General features: G+C 72.3%; 17 protein-coding genes. 3 read left to right on the top strand and 14 right to left on the bottom strand.

What is annotated here, in order from left to right; all coding sequences use genetic code 11:
* The first annotated feature begins 93 nt into the window (after positions 1–93).
* Entirely contained in the window at positions 94–300 is a 207-nt protein-coding gene (locus M8H82_RS07905) for a hypothetical protein (protein WP_374211630.1), read from the top strand.
* Here the strand turns inward: M8H82_RS07905 and M8H82_RS07900 are convergent.
* From M8H82_RS07900 to M8H82_RS07890, 3 genes are all read right to left on the bottom strand, one after another.
* Positions 287–1,270 carry a 2-hydroxyacid dehydrogenase gene (locus tag M8H82_RS07900; RefSeq protein ID WP_250071753.1) on the bottom strand — a complete coding sequence of 328 codons (984 nt, stop codon included), beginning with the start codon at positions 1,268–1,270 and terminating at the stop codon, positions 287–289. The two genes, M8H82_RS07905 and M8H82_RS07900, sit on opposite strands and share 14 nt — an antisense overlap.
* Complete coding sequence (locus M8H82_RS07895) at positions 1,267–2,436, bottom strand: lactate 2-monooxygenase (RefSeq protein WP_250071752.1); 1,170 nt, start codon at positions 2,434–2,436, stop codon at positions 1,267–1,269. Before M8H82_RS07895 ends, M8H82_RS07900 begins: the two co-directional genes overlap by 4 nt.
* Positions 2,437–2,511: 75 nt before the next feature.
* Positions 2,512–2,859 (bottom strand): hypothetical protein, encoded by a 348-nt coding sequence (locus M8H82_RS07890; RefSeq protein WP_250071751.1) that lies wholly within the window; start codon positions 2,857–2,859, stop codon positions 2,512–2,514.
* Positions 2,860–3,185: 326 nt separating this feature from the next.
* Here M8H82_RS07890 and M8H82_RS07885 point away from each other — a divergent pair, with 326 nt between their 5' ends.
* Positions 3,186–3,620: a subtilase-type protease inhibitor gene (locus M8H82_RS07885; RefSeq protein ID WP_250071750.1), complete on the top strand. Its 435-nt coding sequence runs from the start codon at positions 3,186–3,188 to the stop codon at positions 3,618–3,620.
* 137 nt (positions 3,621–3,757) lie between these two features.
* Here M8H82_RS07885 and M8H82_RS07880 read toward each other — a convergent pair whose 3' ends face one another.
* The 11 genes from M8H82_RS07880 to M8H82_RS07830 all read right to left on the bottom strand — a co-directional run bounded on the left by M8H82_RS07880 (position 3,758) and on the right by M8H82_RS07830 (position 15,105).
* A complete protein-coding gene (locus M8H82_RS07880) occupies positions 3,758–4,573 on the bottom strand; it encodes a VOC family protein (RefSeq protein ID WP_250071749.1) in 816 nt (271 codons plus the stop codon).
* Positions 4,574–4,717: 144 nt separating this feature from the next.
* Positions 4,718–4,915, bottom strand: a complete 198-nt coding sequence (locus M8H82_RS07875) for a CDGSH iron-sulfur domain-containing protein (protein ID WP_250071748.1) — start codon at positions 4,913–4,915, stop codon at positions 4,718–4,720.
* On the bottom strand, positions 4,896–5,570 hold the full coding sequence (locus M8H82_RS07870) for a HemK2/MTQ2 family protein methyltransferase (RefSeq protein ID WP_250071747.1): 675 nt from the start codon (positions 5,568–5,570) through the stop codon (positions 4,896–4,898). The genes M8H82_RS07875 and M8H82_RS07870 overlap by 20 nt, the downstream gene beginning before the upstream one ends.
* Positions 5,571–6,608 carry an iron-containing redox enzyme family protein gene (locus M8H82_RS07865; protein WP_250071746.1) on the bottom strand — a complete coding sequence of 346 codons (1,038 nt, stop codon included), beginning with the start codon at positions 6,606–6,608 and terminating at the stop codon, positions 5,571–5,573.
* A gap of 90 nt (positions 6,609–6,698) precedes the next feature.
* Positions 6,699–6,890 carry a hypothetical protein gene (locus M8H82_RS07860; protein WP_250071745.1) on the bottom strand — a complete coding sequence of 64 codons (192 nt, stop codon included), beginning with the start codon at positions 6,888–6,890 and terminating at the stop codon, positions 6,699–6,701.
* A gap of 46 nt (positions 6,891–6,936) precedes the next feature.
* Positions 6,937–7,962 (bottom strand): Ppx/GppA family phosphatase, encoded by a 1,026-nt coding sequence (locus M8H82_RS07855; RefSeq protein WP_250071744.1) that lies wholly within the window; start codon positions 7,960–7,962, stop codon positions 6,937–6,939.
* A gap of 103 nt (positions 7,963–8,065) precedes the next feature.
* Positions 8,066–10,882 (bottom strand): NHLP bacteriocin export ABC transporter permease/ATPase subunit, encoded by a 2,817-nt coding sequence (locus M8H82_RS07850; protein ID WP_250071743.1) that lies wholly within the window; start codon positions 10,880–10,882, stop codon positions 8,066–8,068.
* Position 10,883: 1 nt separating this feature from the next.
* Entirely contained in the window at positions 10,884–13,106 is a 2,223-nt protein-coding gene (locus tag M8H82_RS07845) for an NHLP family bacteriocin export ABC transporter peptidase/permease/ATPase subunit (protein ID WP_250071742.1), read from the bottom strand.
* Complete coding sequence (locus tag M8H82_RS07840) at positions 13,103–13,909, bottom strand: HlyD family efflux transporter periplasmic adaptor subunit (protein WP_250071741.1); 807 nt, start codon at positions 13,907–13,909, stop codon at positions 13,103–13,105. The genes M8H82_RS07845 and M8H82_RS07840 overlap by 4 nt, the downstream gene beginning before the upstream one ends.
* Positions 13,910–14,023: 114 nt before the next feature.
* A complete protein-coding gene (locus M8H82_RS07835) occupies positions 14,024–14,239 on the bottom strand; it encodes a type A2 lantipeptide (RefSeq protein ID WP_250071740.1) in 216 nt (71 codons plus the stop codon).
* 452 nt (positions 14,240–14,691) lie between these two features.
* Entirely contained in the window at positions 14,692–15,105 is a 414-nt protein-coding gene (locus M8H82_RS07830) for a PaaI family thioesterase (protein ID WP_250071739.1), read from the bottom strand.
* 188 nt (positions 15,106–15,293) lie between these two features.
* On the opposite strand from M8H82_RS07830, the gene M8H82_RS07825 reads away from it, so the two are divergent.
* The gene (locus tag M8H82_RS07825; RefSeq protein ID WP_250071738.1) at positions 15,294–16,634 is read left to right on the top strand and encodes a S1 family peptidase; all 1,341 of its coding nucleotides are present in this window, start codon (positions 15,294–15,296) and stop codon (positions 16,632–16,634) included.
* Positions 16,635–16,706 lie beyond the last annotated feature (72 nt).

Below are 16,706 nucleotides of genomic sequence, written 5' to 3'. Positions count from 1 at the left end.
CGTACTCGACCAGGCGCGTGAAACATTCCGTGAAGGCTGTGTCCTGGCCCACCGGGAAGTCGCGCCGACGAGGACGACGACCGGGCCGACGACGTGCGCTACCACCTGACCGTCCGGGGCGAGTTGCTGCCCGGCTGGGACGAACGGCTCGCCCTCACCTCGACCAACGGCACGGCGGGCGCCGACATCGTGGTCAAGGTCCGGGACGGCACGGACGCCCAGCGCTGGTTCGCGGATCCGGGCCGGTCGGCGCATCCGGACCCGCTGTCGGTGGCCGCGCCCGAGCTCAGGGCCGACTGACCAGGTCCCGGGGCGGCTCGCCCGACAGGAACCCGGTCACGTTCCGCACGGCGGCCAGGCCGATGCGCACCAGGGTCTCGCGGGTGACGCCGCCGGCGTGCGGGGAGAGCACCACGTTCGGCGCGCGCAGCAACCGCAGGGCCGGGGTGGGTGGTTCGGGATCGAATACGTCGATGCCCGCCCCGGCCAGGGCGCCCCTCTCCAGGGCGTCGGCGAGGGCGTCCTGGTCGATCAGGGCGCCCCGCGCGGTGTTCACCACGAACGCCGTCGGCTTCAGCAGCGCCAGCCGCGTGGCGTTCAGGAGGTGCCGGGTGCCGTCGGTGAGCGGGGCGTGCAGGGAGACGTAGTCCGAGGTGCGCAGCAGGTCGTCGAGCGGGAGGTGGCGGGCGCCGCCGAGCCGGGCTTCCGTCCCGGCGTCGGCCCTGGTGCGCCCGGCGTAGACGACGGTCATGTCGAAGGCCACCGCGCGGCGGGCGACTTCGCGGCCGATCTGGCCCAGGCCCACGATGCCGAGCGTCTTGCCGGACAGTTCGGTCAGGGAGCGCTGGAGGCGGGGGAGGGCCCAGTCGGCTTCGGTGAGCGCGGTGTGGGCGGGGATCAGCTGTTTGGCGAGGGCGAGCATCAGAGCGAAGGTCTGCTCGGCGACGTTCTGTGCCTCGGCGCCGCTGGAGCCGATGTTGCACACCCGCACCCCCCGCTCGTGGGCGGCGGCCAGATCGACGTAGTCGAAGCCGTGGCTCGCGCACTGCACGAGCTCCAGGTCCGGTGCGGCGGCGAGGTGTTCGGCGGTCACCGGGGCAAGGCCCGTGATGATCACATGGGCGGCGCGCAGGGCGGCCGGGTCCTCGTCCGCGCTCTCCACGACGGTGACGTTCACCTCGGCGGGGAAGAGCGTGGCCAGCCCCGCCCCGGTCTTCCGGCCGCCGACGTGTCCGGAGATGACGGCGAGGACGTTGCTCGGGGCGGTCATACGGACTCCTCGGCCAGGTCGGCCGGGCTCAGGGTGGCCGGGCCCGCGTGCCCCGACAGCGCGAGCGTCAGGTCCAGTTCGGCGAGCAGGCAGCGGATGACGTGCTCGACGCCGGCCTGTCCGTCCAGGCCCAGCCCGTACACGTACGGCCGGCCGATCAGCACCGCCCGCGCGCCGAGGGCGAGCGCCTTGACGATGTCGTCGCCGGTGCGGACCCCGCTGTCGAAGAGGACGGTGAGCCGGTCACCGACCGCCGCCACCACCGCGGGCAGCGCGTCGGCCGCCGCGATCGAACCGGCCACCTGCCGGCCGCCGTGGTTGGAGACGACGACCCCGTCCATCCCGGCGTCGGCCGCCGCACGCGCGTCGTCGGGGTGCAGGACGCCCTTCAGGACGATCGGGCCGTCCCAGTGCTCCCGCAGGAACGCCAGGTCCGGCCAGGTCTTGCCGGGGTCGGCGAACATGCCCACGAAGTGCATCACGGCGGCGTTCGGGTCCTCGTGCACCGGCTTGGCGAGGCCCGCAAGGAAGGCCGGGTCGGTGAAGTAGTTGGCGGTGCCCACCCCGTGCAGGAACGGCAGATACGCCTGGTCCAGGTCGCGGGGCCGCCACGCCAGCAGCGGTGTGTCCAGGGTGACGACGAGGGCGGTGTACCCGGCCGCCTTCGCCCGGTCCAGGAAACTCCGGGCCACCTCGGGGTCCTTGGGCCAGTACAGCTGGAACCAGCGCTCGGCGTCCCCCATGGCCTCGGCGACCTGTTCCAGGGGAGTGCTGGAGGCCGAGGACAGGATGTACGGCACGCCCTGTGCGGCGGCGGCCCGGGCGGCGGCCGGCTCGGCGTCCGGGTGCATGATCGACAGCACGCCGACCGGGGCCAGCGCCAGCGGGGCGGGCAGGGAGCGGCCCAGCACCTCGACGGACAGGTCCCGTGCGTGCACGTCCCGCAGCATGCGCGGCACGATCCGGCGGCGTTCCAGGGCGGCCCGGTTGGCGCGGGCGGTACTGCCGTCCCCGGCGCTGCCCGCGACGTAACCGACCGGCCCCGGGCCGAGGCGCTGCTCGGTCAGTTCCTCCAGCCGGGTCAGATCGGTGGGCAGCCGGGGTACGGCACCGGTCATGCCGTTGAGATAGATCTCGTACTGGAAGTCGGCCCAGTGCTTGGCCATGTCGTCCGTCCCGCCTCTCGTCGCTGAGAACGCGCAGTACGCAGACCATACCGACCAGTACGGAAGTGTGACCGGTCAGGCTCCCTTCGCGGACTGCGCCGGGATCGAGGGGAGTTCGCGGGGTCGTGAGCGGGGCCGCGCGAACACCGGCCGGTGCCCGGTGCCGAGATTGACCAGATTCCATCGGGCGTTCGTGACGCTCCCCGCTTCTCGGCGCGGGCCGGCCGCGCGCCCTCGGGCCCGTAGACCGCCGACGAGGTCGGGAGCGGCCGGATCGACGTACTCGGGCGCCTTGTTGTTGGCGCCGCCGCAAGCGAGCCGGAACAGGTGCAGCGGGGTGGCGGTGCGGTCGGCGGCGGGAAGCCGGGATCTGCCGACCGTACGACCATGGTCAGGTCCCGTATCAGGTGACGGTTCATCCATCTTTCGCTGCGTCAGTGGATGAATCCTCCACGGCGTCGATGTCAGGAAGTGATCGACCGAGGTCGGAATCGGAATGTTTCAGGCCTATTAAAGAACGCAGGGGATTCGGCCAGTTGGCTGCTTCGGGCGATCAAGAACCGCCTGTTCCCGGGGTTGGAACGTTCGAACTCCGTTACTTCACGCCACTGATTCAATACGCAAGGTTACTGAAACACATGGGGTCGATGTGTGTTCCGGCGGCGGACTCGGCAGACTCGCGGTCGCCGGTTCCGGCCCGATCGGGCGGGTTCCGGCACACCCCCGATTCGAGCGGAAGGATGCACACAATGCGGAACACCGCGCGCTGGACAGCAACCCTCGGCCTGACGGCGGCAGCCGTCTGCGGCCCCCTCGCCGGAGCCGCCCCCGCGGCCCCCGGCAACGCGCCCGGCTCGCTCTACGCCCCCTCCGCGCTCGTGCTCACCGTGGCGCACGGTGAGAGTGCGGCACTCGCCGCCCCGGAGCGCGCCGTCACCCTCGTCTGCACGCCCGCGCCCTCCGGTACGCACCCGGCGGCCGGCCCGGCCTGCGCCGAACTGCGCGCGGCCCAAGGCGACTTCGACGCGCTCACGAGCGACGACGACATGCTGTGTACCAGGGAGTACGACCCCGTCGTCGTCACGGTCGACGGCGTCTGGCGCGGAGAGCGCGTCTCCTACGAGCGGACCTTTTCCAACGAGTGCGTGAAGAGCTCCCTCGGAGCGAGCGTCTTCGCGTTCTGAGGGACCGGGATCGCATGGTCGGCGTGATCATGTGCAGTGGCCCGTGACTGGGGAGTGCGGAGTCCTGTCACATGGCCTGCGATCTCGTATCGGGGGCCGGCCGGGCGGAGTGGGGCCGCCCGGCCGGCACCTCGTGTTCAGCTCTTGACGGGGGTGAGCACCACGAAGTCCGCGCCCGCCGGGTCCACGCAGACCGCGAGCCGGCCCACGCCCTCCGCGTCCTCGGGGCCCATCTGCACACTGCCGCCGTTCCCGGTGACCTGGGCGACCGCGGCGTCGCAGTCCTCGACGTCGAAGACCGGGTGCCAGTACGGCTTCCCGCCCGCCAGGGCGAGATCCTCCTTCGACAGGCCCATGATGCCGCCCTGCATCCGCTCCTCCGGCAGGTCCGCCGGGGTGATCAGGGAGTACGTGCCGCCGCCGCCCGGCAGTTCCATGTCGCTGTACCACCAGCCGAAGACGTCGCCGTAGAACTTCTTCGCGCCCTCGGCGTCGCTCGTGTAGAGCTCGGTCCACGACAGCGCGCCCGGGGCGTCCACCAGTTCCACGCCGCCGTCCGTGCCGGGCTGCCAGATGGCGAACTGGCCGCCGAGCGGGTCGCTGAGCTGGGCCATCCGGCCCCACTCGCCGAGGTCCCTGGGGGCCGTCCGGACCGTGCCGCCCGCCTTCTCGACGGCCTGCGTGGTGGCGTCCGCGTCGGTGACGTTGTAGTAGATCATCCAGGCCGAGCGGGCGCCCTCCTCGGTGAGCTTGCCCAGGCCGGCGACGACCTTGCCGTCCTTGCGGAACATCCCGCCTTCCATGTCCTCGGAGCCTTCCATCTCCTCGCCGCCCTGCATGGCCTCGTACTCCCAGCCGAGCACGCGGCCGTAGAAGGCCGCGGCGGCCTGCACGTCAGGGGCACCGAGGTCGAGGAAACAGGGCACGCCGTGGACGGGGTCGGTGGTGATCATGAGGTTTCCCTTCGCAGGTCCGTTCCCGTCAGCCTGGCACCGGCCCGTCGGCTGCGCACGGCGGACGGGTGGCCAGGCTGACGCGTGTGCCTTACGAAGGGGTGGACCCCATGCGCCCCCGGAACTCATCGGTGGGCGGGAAAGTCATGCCTTCCGGCGGTGGCTGGTGTCGCACCAGGGATAGCGCCGGCTGCGCCGGCAGGTGCACAGGGCGACCCGGAAGCGGTCGGAGACGACGGTGCTGCCGTCCTCCAGCTCGATCTCCACGGGCCCTTCCAGCAGCAGCGGGCCCCCGCGTTGGACCTTCGCCCGGCGGGGCGGTTCAGACGGCGCGTTCGGCACGGACGACCACCAGCTCTTCCTGTTCGTCGGTGGCGGACAGCAGCCCCCGCTGCCGCAGCCACTCCTCTCGGGTGCGCAGCACCGGCCCGAACGGGATCCGGCACCGCCGGGACACGGCGGCCTTGAGCCCGGCCTCCCGCAGCCACTGCACGGTCCGGTCGGGTCCGCTGAGCGAGGAATGCACGATCAGCAGGACCCCGCCGGGCCGGAGCAGTGCGGGCGCCTCCCGGCAGATGCGGTCCAGGATCAGCCGGCCGTCGTGGCCTGCGTCCCAGGCCCGGGCGCTGCCGCGCGGCTCGGCGTCGGCCGCGGGGGTCGGCAGGTATGGCGGATTGGCCAGGATGAGGTCGTAGGACTGTCCGCGGACGGGCTCGAAGAGGTCGCCGTGCAGGAAGCGCACCGGGAGGCGGCTCCGCCAGGCGTTCAGCCGTGCTGTGCACACGGCCCGCAACGACACGTCCACCGCGGTCACGCGCGCGCCGCGCCGTGCCGCCTTGAGGGCCAGAGCGCCGGAGCCGGTTCCCACTTCGAGGACCTCGGCGCCGGTCGGCAGCGGTTCGTCGGCCAGGGCACCGGCCAGCAGCTCGGTGTCCTCCTGTGGGGCGTAGACGCCCGGTAGCACCAGAAAATTCACAGCGCTCGAGTACCCCGACATTCAGGAGATAAGGGAGGTTTCGGAATTCCGCGGGAGCGGTCGGTCGGTGTCCAGCGGCTGGCGCAGCGCCGACCGGCCGGCGCGCCAGTGGGCGAGCAGCCGCTCGCCGAGCCGGTCCTCCAGATGGACGGTGACGTCGATGCCGAAGGCGATGTCGGGCGCCAGGTGCGGCTCGTCGGCCAGCAGACCGTCGATGACCTCGTGCCGGACGATCTGCTCGTGCACCGCGTCCGCCTCGACGTGCTCGTCGTAGAAGTGCTCGGCGGCGGGTCCGGCGCCCGTGCGGCGCATCGCCTCCGCCAGCCGTCGGGAACCGGGCGACGAGGTGATCTCCACGGCGGCGAAGTGGCCGACGAGGGCGCCCCTGAGCCTTCGGTGCAGACCGAACAGGGACATCATGTTGACCGTGGCCAGCGTCTCGGCGTCCGCCGCGTCCAGGTAGTGGCCGTACGTCGTGTCCAGGCCGAGGTCCGTCATCAGGTCGGCGAAGAGACGGGCATGCACCCGCTCGGCACGGCCGCCGCCGAACTCGTCGAACTCGACCGCCGCCATCGCCGCCTTGGCCCGCCCCCGCAGCCGGGGCAGCACCCAGGCGTGCGGGTCGGCTTCCTTGAGGTGGTACAGGGAGCGCAGCGCCGCGTACTCGCGCAAGTGCCACAGCTCGCCCTCGTCGCGCAGGAAGAAGGAGACGCCCGTGCCGTCGACCGGCTCGACGAGCAGCTCGTCGACCGCCTCCGGGACGCCGTCGTGGGTGGGGGTGTCCGCGCGCAGGGCGGACTCGAAGCGGTGCTCCAGCGCCGCCCGGGTCCGCAGCAGGTCGGGGTCCCACTCGCGGTCGGCGGACACGCCGGCGAAACCGCGGTAGTGCAGCTCGTAGCAGACGTACAGGGCGAGCTGGAGATCGTCGCCGTAGACGTCGGCGCTCGCCAGGTCGCCCTCCTCGGGGCGGGGGCCCGTTCCCCGCAGATACCGGATCACGGCGTCCGAGACCGGGCCGCGGGCGGCGGGCAGGCGTGGTGTGTCGTGCTGGTGTGGCATGCGTGCCGGGTACCCGCGCGGGGCGCGGCCATCCGTCCCAGAACCATTACGGAGTGGCGCGCCCCGCGCGGAGTGGTTTTGCGGGATTCCTCAGTCGCCCTCGGATTCCTCCTGGGCCCGGGTGTTCGGGGTGATGGCGTCGGCGGCCTCACCCGTACGGCGGTGTCGCCGCGCCGGGTCCGCGGTGTCGCCGGTGCGCTGCTGCGCCTCGGACACCTCGCGCAGAACCTCGTCCATCGCCGTCTCGGACTCCGCCGGGGAGTCGTGCCGGTCGTTGCTCATGGGATCTCCTTTCCCCGGGGCCCGGTCCTTTCTCCGGTCCCGGTTCTCAGCTGCTCACGCCCGCCATGCCGTTCGAGCCCGCGAGGCGCAGCGGCACCGGCTCGGGCGGTGCCGGCTCCTCGCCGGCCCGGGCGACCTGCGTCCACCAGGACGCGCCGTCCTCGATGTGGCGCAGCAGGATTCCCTCGCGGATCGCCCAGGGACAGACGGTGATCGTCCGCAGCCCGGTCAGTTTCATCGTCGTGTGCGCGATGACCGCCCCGGCCAAACTCTGCGCGGCCCGCGGCGCGGAGATGCCGGGCAGCCGGGAGCGCTCGGCCGCGGGCAGCGCGGCCAGCCGTTCCACGGCTCCGCGCAGGTCACGTCGGTGCAGCAGCCGCTCCACGAACGGGCCGTCGCGCCCGGGCGCCGCCCCGCACAACCGGCCCAGCTGCTGGAACGTCCGCGAGGTCGCGACCGCCGTACGCGGCCCCTCCCAACGGATCCGGGCCGCGACGTCCCGCAGCTGATGGCGCACCTTGCGGCGCAGTGCCCGCACCTGCTCGGGCGAGGGCGGATCGTCGTCGCCGAAGAACTCATGGGTCAGCCGTCCCGCGCCGAGCGGCAGGGAGGCCGCGAAGTCCGGCAGCCGGCCCCGGCCGAACGCCACCTCCAGCGTGCCGCCGCCGATGTCCAGCAGGGCGAGCGGTCCCGACCGCCAGCCCATCCACCGCCGCGCCCCGAGGAACGTCAGCTCGGCCTCCAGCTCGCCGGGCAGGGTGCACAGGTCCACTCCGGTGCGAGCCCGGACGGTACCCAGGACCTCGCGCCGGTTCGGTGCGGCCCGCACCACGGCCGTGGCGAAGGCCACGGGATCGGTCGCCCGCCACCGGGCCGCGGTTCTGCTCGCCTCGGCGACCGCGCCGACCAGCCGTTCGACCGCCTCCTCCGGAATCGCGTCCCCCGGTCTGACGTGCTGGGACAGCCGTAGTCGCCATTTGGCGGTGTGCACCGGGAGCGGTACGCCGTCCTCGGCGTCCGCCACCACCAGGCGCACCGTATTGGAGCCCACATCCACCACGCTGATTCGCATGGCGGCGTGAGTACCCGTTTTCCCCGGGAACGAACGACGAACCGCTGTGTCCTTGCGGACAGTGGTCCCTCTTCGGCCAGTTACGCGTCGGTGCCGGGGTCCGTCAGGCCAGCTGACGCCGGACCAGCTCGTGCAGGCGTCCGCCGGTGTCCGCCAGGAGCTGTGCGGGCGGCCCCTGTTGGGCCACCTTGCCGTCCTCCATCACGATCACCCGGTCCGCGTCCAGCACCGTCGACAGCCGGTGCGCGATGACGATCCGCGTCGCCTTGAGCGCCTTGGTGCTCTCGATCACCGTGCGCTGGGTCTCGTTGTCCAGCGCGCTGGTCGCCTCGTCGAAGAACAGGATCCGCGGGCGGCGGATGAGCGCCTGAGCGATCATCAGGCGCTGCCGCTGGCCGCCGGAGATCGCGCCGCTGCCCGAGACGATCGTGTGCAGTCCCATCGGCATCCGCTTGATGTCCTCGGCGAGCCCGGCCATCTCGGCCGCCGCCATGGCCTCCTCCGGCGTGTACGGCTCGGTGCCGCAGATGACGTCCAGGATCGACCCGGTGAACGGCTGCGCGTGCTGGAGCACCACCCCGCACTGGCGGCGTACGGCGGACCGGTCGAGCGCGGCCAGGTCCTGGCCGTCGTAGAGGACGCTGCCGGAGAGCGGCTTGTCGAAGCCGATCAGCAGGCGCAGCAGCGTCGACTTGCCGCAGCCGCTCGGGCCGACGATCGCCACGAATTCACCCTGGCGGACCGAGAAGGAGACGTCGTCCAGGACCAGGGGGCCGTCGTCGGAGTAGCGGAAGGACAGACGGCGGGCCTCGATCGCGCCGGTCAGCGGGCCGGGGCGGGTGCTCGCCGCGCGGACCTCCGGGGTCGCGTCCAGCACCGGCTTGATCTCCTCGAACAGCGGCAGCGCGGCCACCGCCGACACGAACGCGCCGGTGATCTGGGTGACCGAGGTCAGCAGCATCGTCACCGAGGTGTTGAAGGTGAGGAACGCCGCCGCCGACATCGAGCCGCGCGCCGGGCCCGCCAGCAGCATGAACATCAGCAGGGTGCACAGCGGGAGGTAGACGGCGCCCAGCACCGCGGTGAGGTTCCTGATCCGGCCGACCTTCTGCTGCAGTTCGCGGCTGCGGGCGAACTGCGCGGCCCAGGCGGCGTAGGCGTAGTTCTCGGCGGCGGCCACCCGCAGCTTGGGCAGTCCGCGCAGGGTCTGGAACGCCTGGTTGTTCAGCTTGTTGCCGAGCACCACCAGACGCCGCTGCCAGCGCACCTGCCACAGCCCGAGCCCCAGGAACACCGCGGCGATGACCACCAGCATGCCGATCGCCGCGAGCGCCATCGGGACGCTGAACCACAGCAGCAGCCCCAGGTTCATCGCGCCGACGGTGACCGACTGGGCGACCGTGGGGCCGACCCCCGCCAGCAGGCGGCGGATCGCGCTGATGCCCATGGCCGCGCTCGCCAGCTCACCGGTGGACCGCTCGGTGAAGAACTTCGTCGGCAGCCGCAGCAGCCGGTCCCAGACGGCCGGCTGGAGGATCGCCTCGATCCGGCCCTCCAGGCGCAGGATCGTCAGGTTCTGCAGCAGCATGAAGGCGGCGGCCACCACACTGCTGACCATCACCGCCAGACACACCTGCACGATCAGGTCCGTCTGCGCCCTCGGCACGAACTGGCCGAGCACCTTGCCGGTCGCGACCGGCACCAGTGCCCCGATCGCGACCGTCACCAAACCGCTCAGCAGCAGGTTCGTCAGATCCCCCGCGGTGCCGCGCAGGCAGAACCTGAGCAGGCGCAGCGGGCCGAGCGGACGATCGGGCAGCGGCCGGTAGAACATCACCGCGCGCGGCTCGAACTCCTCGGCGTTGGCCTTCTCGACCGGTGTCTCGCGGCCCGTCGCCGGGTGCACGGCGACATACCCGCCGCGCCGCCACAGCAGCGCCACCGGCGCCCCGGACAGGGCCCGGTGGCCCACCAGTGGGCCGACGTTCTCCCGCCACCAGCGGCCATCGAGGCGGACCGCCCGGGTGCGGACGCGGGAGGCGATGGCGATCCGCTCGACCGGGTCGAGCCGGTCGCTCTCGGTGCCGCTCTGCGCGGGCTCGGCCAGCGTGATCCCGGCCGCCTCGGCGACCAGCGCGCAGGCGGCGTAGCAGGCGTCCGCGTCGGCGGCCGTGGCCCGCTTGGCGCCGCGCCCGCCGATCGACGCCAGCAGTGTCCGGTCGGCCTGGGCGCGCACCGCCTCACCGGCCCTGATGCCCTGCGCGGTGCGTGTCTCGTGGGTGCGCTCCAGCTGCTCGATCCAGCGGTCCAGGGTGGTCAGCAGGCGGTACTGCTGGTCGACCATGGACTGCCAGACCGCCGGGTCCATCAGCAGGTCGGCGGCTGCTTCCTGGCCGTACAGGGAGCCGTACTGGACGCTGCCGGGCGGGACCTGCATCCACAGGACGTCGTCGTCGGTGAGGTCGGCGGCGCCCTGGGTGGCCATCGGCGCCTGGAAGAGGACGGACAGGCCCCGGCCGACGCCGAGGGCGAGGGCGTACTCCAGCGGGCTCGTCGTCGGCGGGACGTACTGCGGGTTGCCGTACGCGTCGTAGGACCAGGTCTGGGCGGGGGCCGGCTGGTACAGCTCGCGCAGGCCGATGCGGTGCACGACGCAGTCGCGCAGAGGCCGGGCGACGAGTGTGTGCTGCGGTCCGGCGACCGGCCCGAGCAGCAGCGAGCCCGCCTCCAGACGGCCCAGATGGTGCCAGTGGCCCTGCTGCCCGGCGTCCACCGCGAACAGGTCCACGGCGCCTGACGCCACCAGCCACAGCACCTGCGGGCCTTCGAGGTCGAGCCGGCTGAAGCCGGCGCAGTCGATCCGGCCGCCCAGCGAACCCAGGGCGTTCAGGACGAGGTCGCCCTCGTGCACGGCAGTCATCTCACCGCTCCCTGACCAGAGTCGCGTAGGCACCGCCGCGCGCGACGAGGTCCTCGTGCCGGCCGCGCTCCACGATCGTGCCGTGCTCCAGTACGACGATCTCGTCGCTGTCGCGCACGGTGCTCAGCCGGTGCGCGATGACCACACAGGCGCAGCCGCGCTTGCGCAGGTTGTCCATCACCGTCTGCTCGGTCTCCGCGTCCAGCGCGCTGGTGACCTCGTCGAGGACGAGGATGCTGGGCCGGCGCACCAACGCCCGCGCGATCTCCAGGCGTTGGCGCTGGCCGCCGGAGAAGTTGCGGCCGTCCTGCTCGACCTTGCTGCGGATGCCGCCGGGGCGGCGCATGACCACGTCGTACAGGGCCGCGTCCCGCAGGGCCTCGGTCACCGCGTCGTCCGGGACGGAGGGGTCCCACAGCGCCACGTTGTCGCGGACGGTGCCCTCGAAGAGGAACACCTCCTGGTCCACGAAGGAGACGGAGGACGCGAGCGCGCCGCGCGGAATGTCCTCCAGGCGCTGTCCGTCGATGCGGATCACGCCCTCCCAGGGCGTGTACAGGCCCGATATGAGCCGGGACACGGTGGACTTTCCGCTGCCCGAGCCGCCGACCAGGGCGACCTGCTGACCGGGACCGACCGTGAGGTCGAACCCCGTCAGCAGCGGCTTGTCCAGCGGGCTGTAGCCGAAGGTGATGTTCTGCAGCTCCACGTGCCCGTGCAGCCTGCGCGTGGAGTCGGCGCCGCCGGGGCGGTCGTAGAGCGGGTCCGCCCGGAAGTTCTCCACGTCCTTCAGGCGGGCCACGTCGGCCGCGAAGTCCTGGATGCGGCCCGCGACGCCGTTGAGACGGGTCAGCGGGGCGGTGAAGCGGGTGACCAGGGCCTGGAACGCGACCAGCAGACCGACGGAGATATGGCCCTCGACGGCGCGCATGCCGCCGATCCACAGGATCAGCGCGCTGTTCAGGGTCGCCAGCGTGGGCGCGACCACGCCGAGCCAGGCGCTCGGCACCCCGAGGCGCTGCTGTTCCTCCAGGGTGGTGGCGTGCTGCCCGGCCCACTTGCGGAAGTAGCCGTCCTCGCCGCCGGTCGCCTTCATCGTCTCGATCAGCTGCAGGCCGGTGTAGGCGGTGTTGGTGAGCCGGGCGCTGTCGGCGCGCAGCTTCGCCGTGCGTGTCGCGCGCAGCCGGATCACCACCCGCATCGCCACGATGTTCAGCAGCGCGACCCCGATGCCGACGACGGTGAGCTGGGGGTCGTAGGTGTACAGCAGCAGCGCGTACAGGACGACGACCACCGCGTCCACGCCCGCCGCCGCCAGGTCGCGGGCCAGGGTCTCGGCCACCGCGTCGTTGGACTGCAGGCGCTGCACCAGGTCGGCCGGGCTGCGCTGGGAGTAGAACGTCACCGGCAGGCGCAGCAGATGGCGCAGGAAGCGGGCGCTGGAGAGAGTGGAGGAGATGATCCGGCCGTGCAGCAGGTTGGCCTGTTGCAGCCAGGTCAGGACCACCGTGAGCAGGACGGACGCCCCCATCGACGCGAACAGCACGCCGAGCAGGGAGGTCTGGCCGCCGATCAGGAACATGTCGATATAGGTACGGCTGAGGGCGGGCACCGCCGCGCCGACCACCACCAGCAGCAGGCTCGCCAGCACCGCCGCGGGCAGCGTGCCCGCGGTGCCGCGCAGCCGGGCCGGCATGGCTCCTAGGACGCCCGGCTTGCGGCCGCCCCTGCTGAAGCCCTCGCCGGGCTCCATCACCAGCACGACTCCGGTGAAGCTGCCGTCGAAGTCCTCCATGGGCACGAAACGGCGGCCCTTGCCGGGGTCGTTGATGTACACCCCGCGGCGGCCGAAGCGGCGCCCCATGCCGTCGTAGACGACGTAGTGGTTGAACTCCCAGAAGAGCACGGCCGGGGTCCGCACCCCGGCGAGGGCGGCCGTGTCCATCTGCATGCCCTTGGCCGTGAGGCCGTAACTGCGCGCGGCCTTCAGGAGGTTGCTGGCGCGTGAGCCGTCGCGGGAGACACCGCAGGCGATGCGCAGCTCCTCCAGCGGGACGTGCTTGCCGTAGTGGCCGAGGACCATCGCGAGGGAGGCGGCGCCGCACTCCACGGCCTCCATCTGGAGCACCGTGGGCGTACGGACCGTCTTCGCCCCGCCCTTGGGCACGGGTCTCTTCGGCGGGGCGGCGCGGCGGCGGCCCCGGGTGTCCTGGGCGGCGCTCACGGCAGCAGCCAGTCGACGGGACGCTCGTCGGCGAGCCGGACCGAGGCGTCGGCCAGGGTCATCGAGGTGAGGGCGAAGGGCGGGCCGTCCGCGGACGACCACCGGTAACCGCTTTTCGTGTCCTTGGACGCCTCCAGCCGCACGAGCACCGCCACCGGCCTGCCGTCCTTCGTGAACTGTTCGCCGAGCTGGCTGTCGCCGAGGAAGGCGGCGATGGACTGCGCGGACTGGGCGCTGCGGTCCACCGACGTCACCCGGCCGCGCAGCACGCCGTACTGCTCGGTGGGCACCGACTGGACGGTGAGGTCGACGGCGGCGCCGTCGGGGATGGCGGCCGCGTTCCCGGCGGGGACGTACACCGTCGCGTACAGCGGATCCTTCGCGTGCGTCACCTTCTCCACCGCGGCGACGTCGGCGCCGGCCCGGATGATCTGCCCGATGGTGGCGGCGAGCGCGGTGACCCGGCCCGCGGCGACCGTGCGCACGATCGTGTCGCCGTCGGCCGTACGGACCTTCAGGACGGGGGAGTCGGCGGGCAGCCGCTCGCCCTGCTCGGCGAGGACGGCGGTGACCTGGCCCGCGACCGGACTCTGCAGGAGGTAACTGCCCTGCCCGTGGGTGAGGATCGCGGGTGCGCCGACGGTGGAGGCGACCGATCCGGTCACCGCCCATACGGAGGCCGCCGCCATGACGACGATCGTCACGGAGAGCGTGAGCCAGCCCTGCGGACGGGCGAAACGCACCGGAAGATCGAGCTCCTCCGGCGACTGGAGCTTGGCGAGGGCCTGTTGGCGGAACTGCAAGGGACTTCCCTCACCTGTGCGGGAGAGCTTGAGGCGGCATACGGGGGTGCGGTGGCACCCGAAGAGCCCGGAGCCGGGGGGCGGCTCCGGGACTCGACGTCACACAAGGCGCGATCAGAGACCGGCGACCAGGTTCGTGACGGGGGCGGTGTTCAGGCCGGTGGCGCCCTCGACCGTGCCGACGACCGTGTTGACCAGGCCGGAAACCGGGGCAATGCCGTCCACCAGGCCGGTGACGGTGCCGAGGGCGTTCACGGAAAGGCCGCCGGAGACGTTGTCCAGCTCGGCGTCGGAGATCTCGACGGTCTCAACCTGGGGGGTGGAGTTCATGATGGAACTTCCCTTCGTAGGGGTATTTCACAAGGGGGGAGCGGCCCCCTCTGGGGACAGATGACGGCCGCGACCGCAGGCGCCCGGCGCCCGGTTCCGGGTGCCGCAGCGGCCCCCGCGGTGCGATGGATCAAAGCACGCAGCCGGTGCGCGCTTCCAATCAACCAAGCCCCTCACCTGGGCACTTGAGCCGCAGAGGCGGTCAACGGTGACGGGCCGCGCACGGCTTGTCGGCGACTTCTTCACATCGGTCACGGCATCGGCGCGTGCGCGCTCTTGCGGGGCGGGAGGCGAAAGCGACACTCCCGCCCCAATCGTGTGACCGGCGGTAGCGGGTTGTGGGGGAGTCCGGTCTCCCGTGACCTGCTTGGGCATTCGATGTGCAGATTCGCTGAAGCTGAGATTCCGCTCTGGGTCTTCAGCGGAATGTCACCGGCCCGATGCGGAGCGTGTCAGCCCAGAAGCGCGTAGACCGTGCTCGCGCGGGCCGCGATCTCGCCCGTGGTGCCGTCGGTCATCGCGATGTCGACGAACGCCATCCGGCGGCCCAGCTTGGTGACCACCGCCTCGATCAGGACATCCGATCCGGACACCGCCCGCTGGAACGAGGTCGACTGCTGCACCGTCGTCATCGGCCCGTAGGCCCCGCGCGCCGCCGACACGGCGATCACCGTCGCGGTGTCGGCCGCCGCCATCAGGGCCTGCCCCGACATCGCCCCGCCCTCCCGGGCCAGCCGTTCCGACCAGGGCAGCCGCAGGACCGCGCGACGGTCGTCCAGCCCCTCCACGGTGAGCCCCAGTTCGAGGACCCAGGCGGCGAAGTTGTCGGCGAGGATCTTGTCGGCTTCGGCCGTGGTCATCGTCATGGGGGGATTGTTCCCGGGCCCGGCCACCGGGACGCGGCCCTTGGCCGAATCGGCGTGGCGACCGGGGCGCGCGCCCGCAGAATTGAACGCCCCGTGCGACCCGTGCGTACCACTGGCCATCCAGGCGCCCCGAACAGCCGTCGCACACAAGGCGGCACGGACCCCGTCCCCCCAGGAGGTCGAGAAGGTTGAGTCACAAGCGAATGCCGAAGCGCAAGGCCGCGATAGCGGCGGGCGGTGTGGCGGCGCTCGGAGCGGCGGCCATCCTGCTGCCCCAGGCCAACGCGTCCCAGGACGGCGCCTCGGACGACTCCGCGGCGCCCCGGACCCTGAAGGCGGCGGACGCCTCGGACCTCGCCTCCCAGCTCGCCGGACTGCTCGGCGACGCCTTCGCCGGTTCGTACTACGACGCCGACAGCCGGCAGTTGGTCGTCAATGTCATCCCCGGTGACAACAACAACGTCATCGTGCAGGCCAAGAAGGCGGGCGCGAAGGTCCGCGAGGTCGACAACAGCCTGTCCGAACTGGACGCCGGCGCGCAGACCCTGAAGTCCGAGGCGACCATCCCGGGCACCGCCTGGGCCGTCGACCCGCGGACCAACAAGATCCTGGTCACCGCCGACAGCACCGTCACCGGCGCCAAGTGGGACCGGCTGGAGTCGACCGTGCAGAGCCTCGGCTCCGGCATGGCGACCATCAAGAAGTCCCAGGGCACCTTCAAGACCTTCCTCTCCGGCGGCGACGCCATCTTCGCGGGCGGTGCCCGCTGCTCGGCCGGCTTCAACGTCACCGCGGGAGACGGCACCCCGGCCTTCCTGACGGCGGGTCACTGCGGGGTCGCCGCCGCCGAGTGGTCCGACGCCCAGGGCGGCGCGCCGATCGCCACCGTCGACGCGGCCACCGCCACCTTCCCCGGCGCGGGCGACTTCGCCCTGGTTAAGTACGACGACCCGGCCACCGAGGCACCGAGCGAGGTCAACGTCGGCGGCGGCCAGACCGTTCAGATCAGCCAGGCCGCGGAGGCCGAGGTCGGCCTCCAGGTCATCCGGATGGGCAGCACCACCGGGCTGAGCGACGGTCAGGTCCTCGGTCTCGACGCCACCGTCAACTACCCCGAGGGCACCGTCACCGGGCTCATCCAGACCGACGTCTGCGCCGAACCCGGCGACAGCGGCGGCTCGCTCTTCACCCAGGACGGTCTCGCGATCGGTCTGACCTCGGGCGGCAGCGGCGACTGCACGGTGGGCGGCGAGACCTTCTTCCAGCCGGTCACGACCGCGCTGGAAGCGGTCGGTGCGACCCTCGGCGCGGGTGACGCGGCGGGCGGCGAGGCCGGCGCGGGCGAGGAAGCAGGCGTCGGTGAGGAGGCGGGCGTCGGTGAGGAGGCCGGAGCCGGTGAGGGAGCGGGCGCCGGTGCAGGCGAAGAGGCGGGCGCGGGCGAGGACGCCGGTGCGGGCGAAGAGGCCGGTGCCGGTGAGGACGCCGGTGCCGGCGAAGCCGACGACTCCGGCCTGACCGAGACGCACTGACCCCGCGTCACCGCATGAGCCCGGGTGGCCGGCCCTTCGGCGGGAGGGCCGGCCATTCGCGGACCCGGGTCC

The sequence above is a fragment of the Streptomyces sp. YS415 genome (genome assembly GCF_023544665.1).
Classification (GTDB): Bacteria; Actinomycetota; Actinomycetes; order Streptomycetales; family Streptomycetaceae; genus Streptomyces.
Note: the sequence above shows the minus strand (reverse complement) of the source record. Positions and strands in the feature narration are given on the sequence as shown.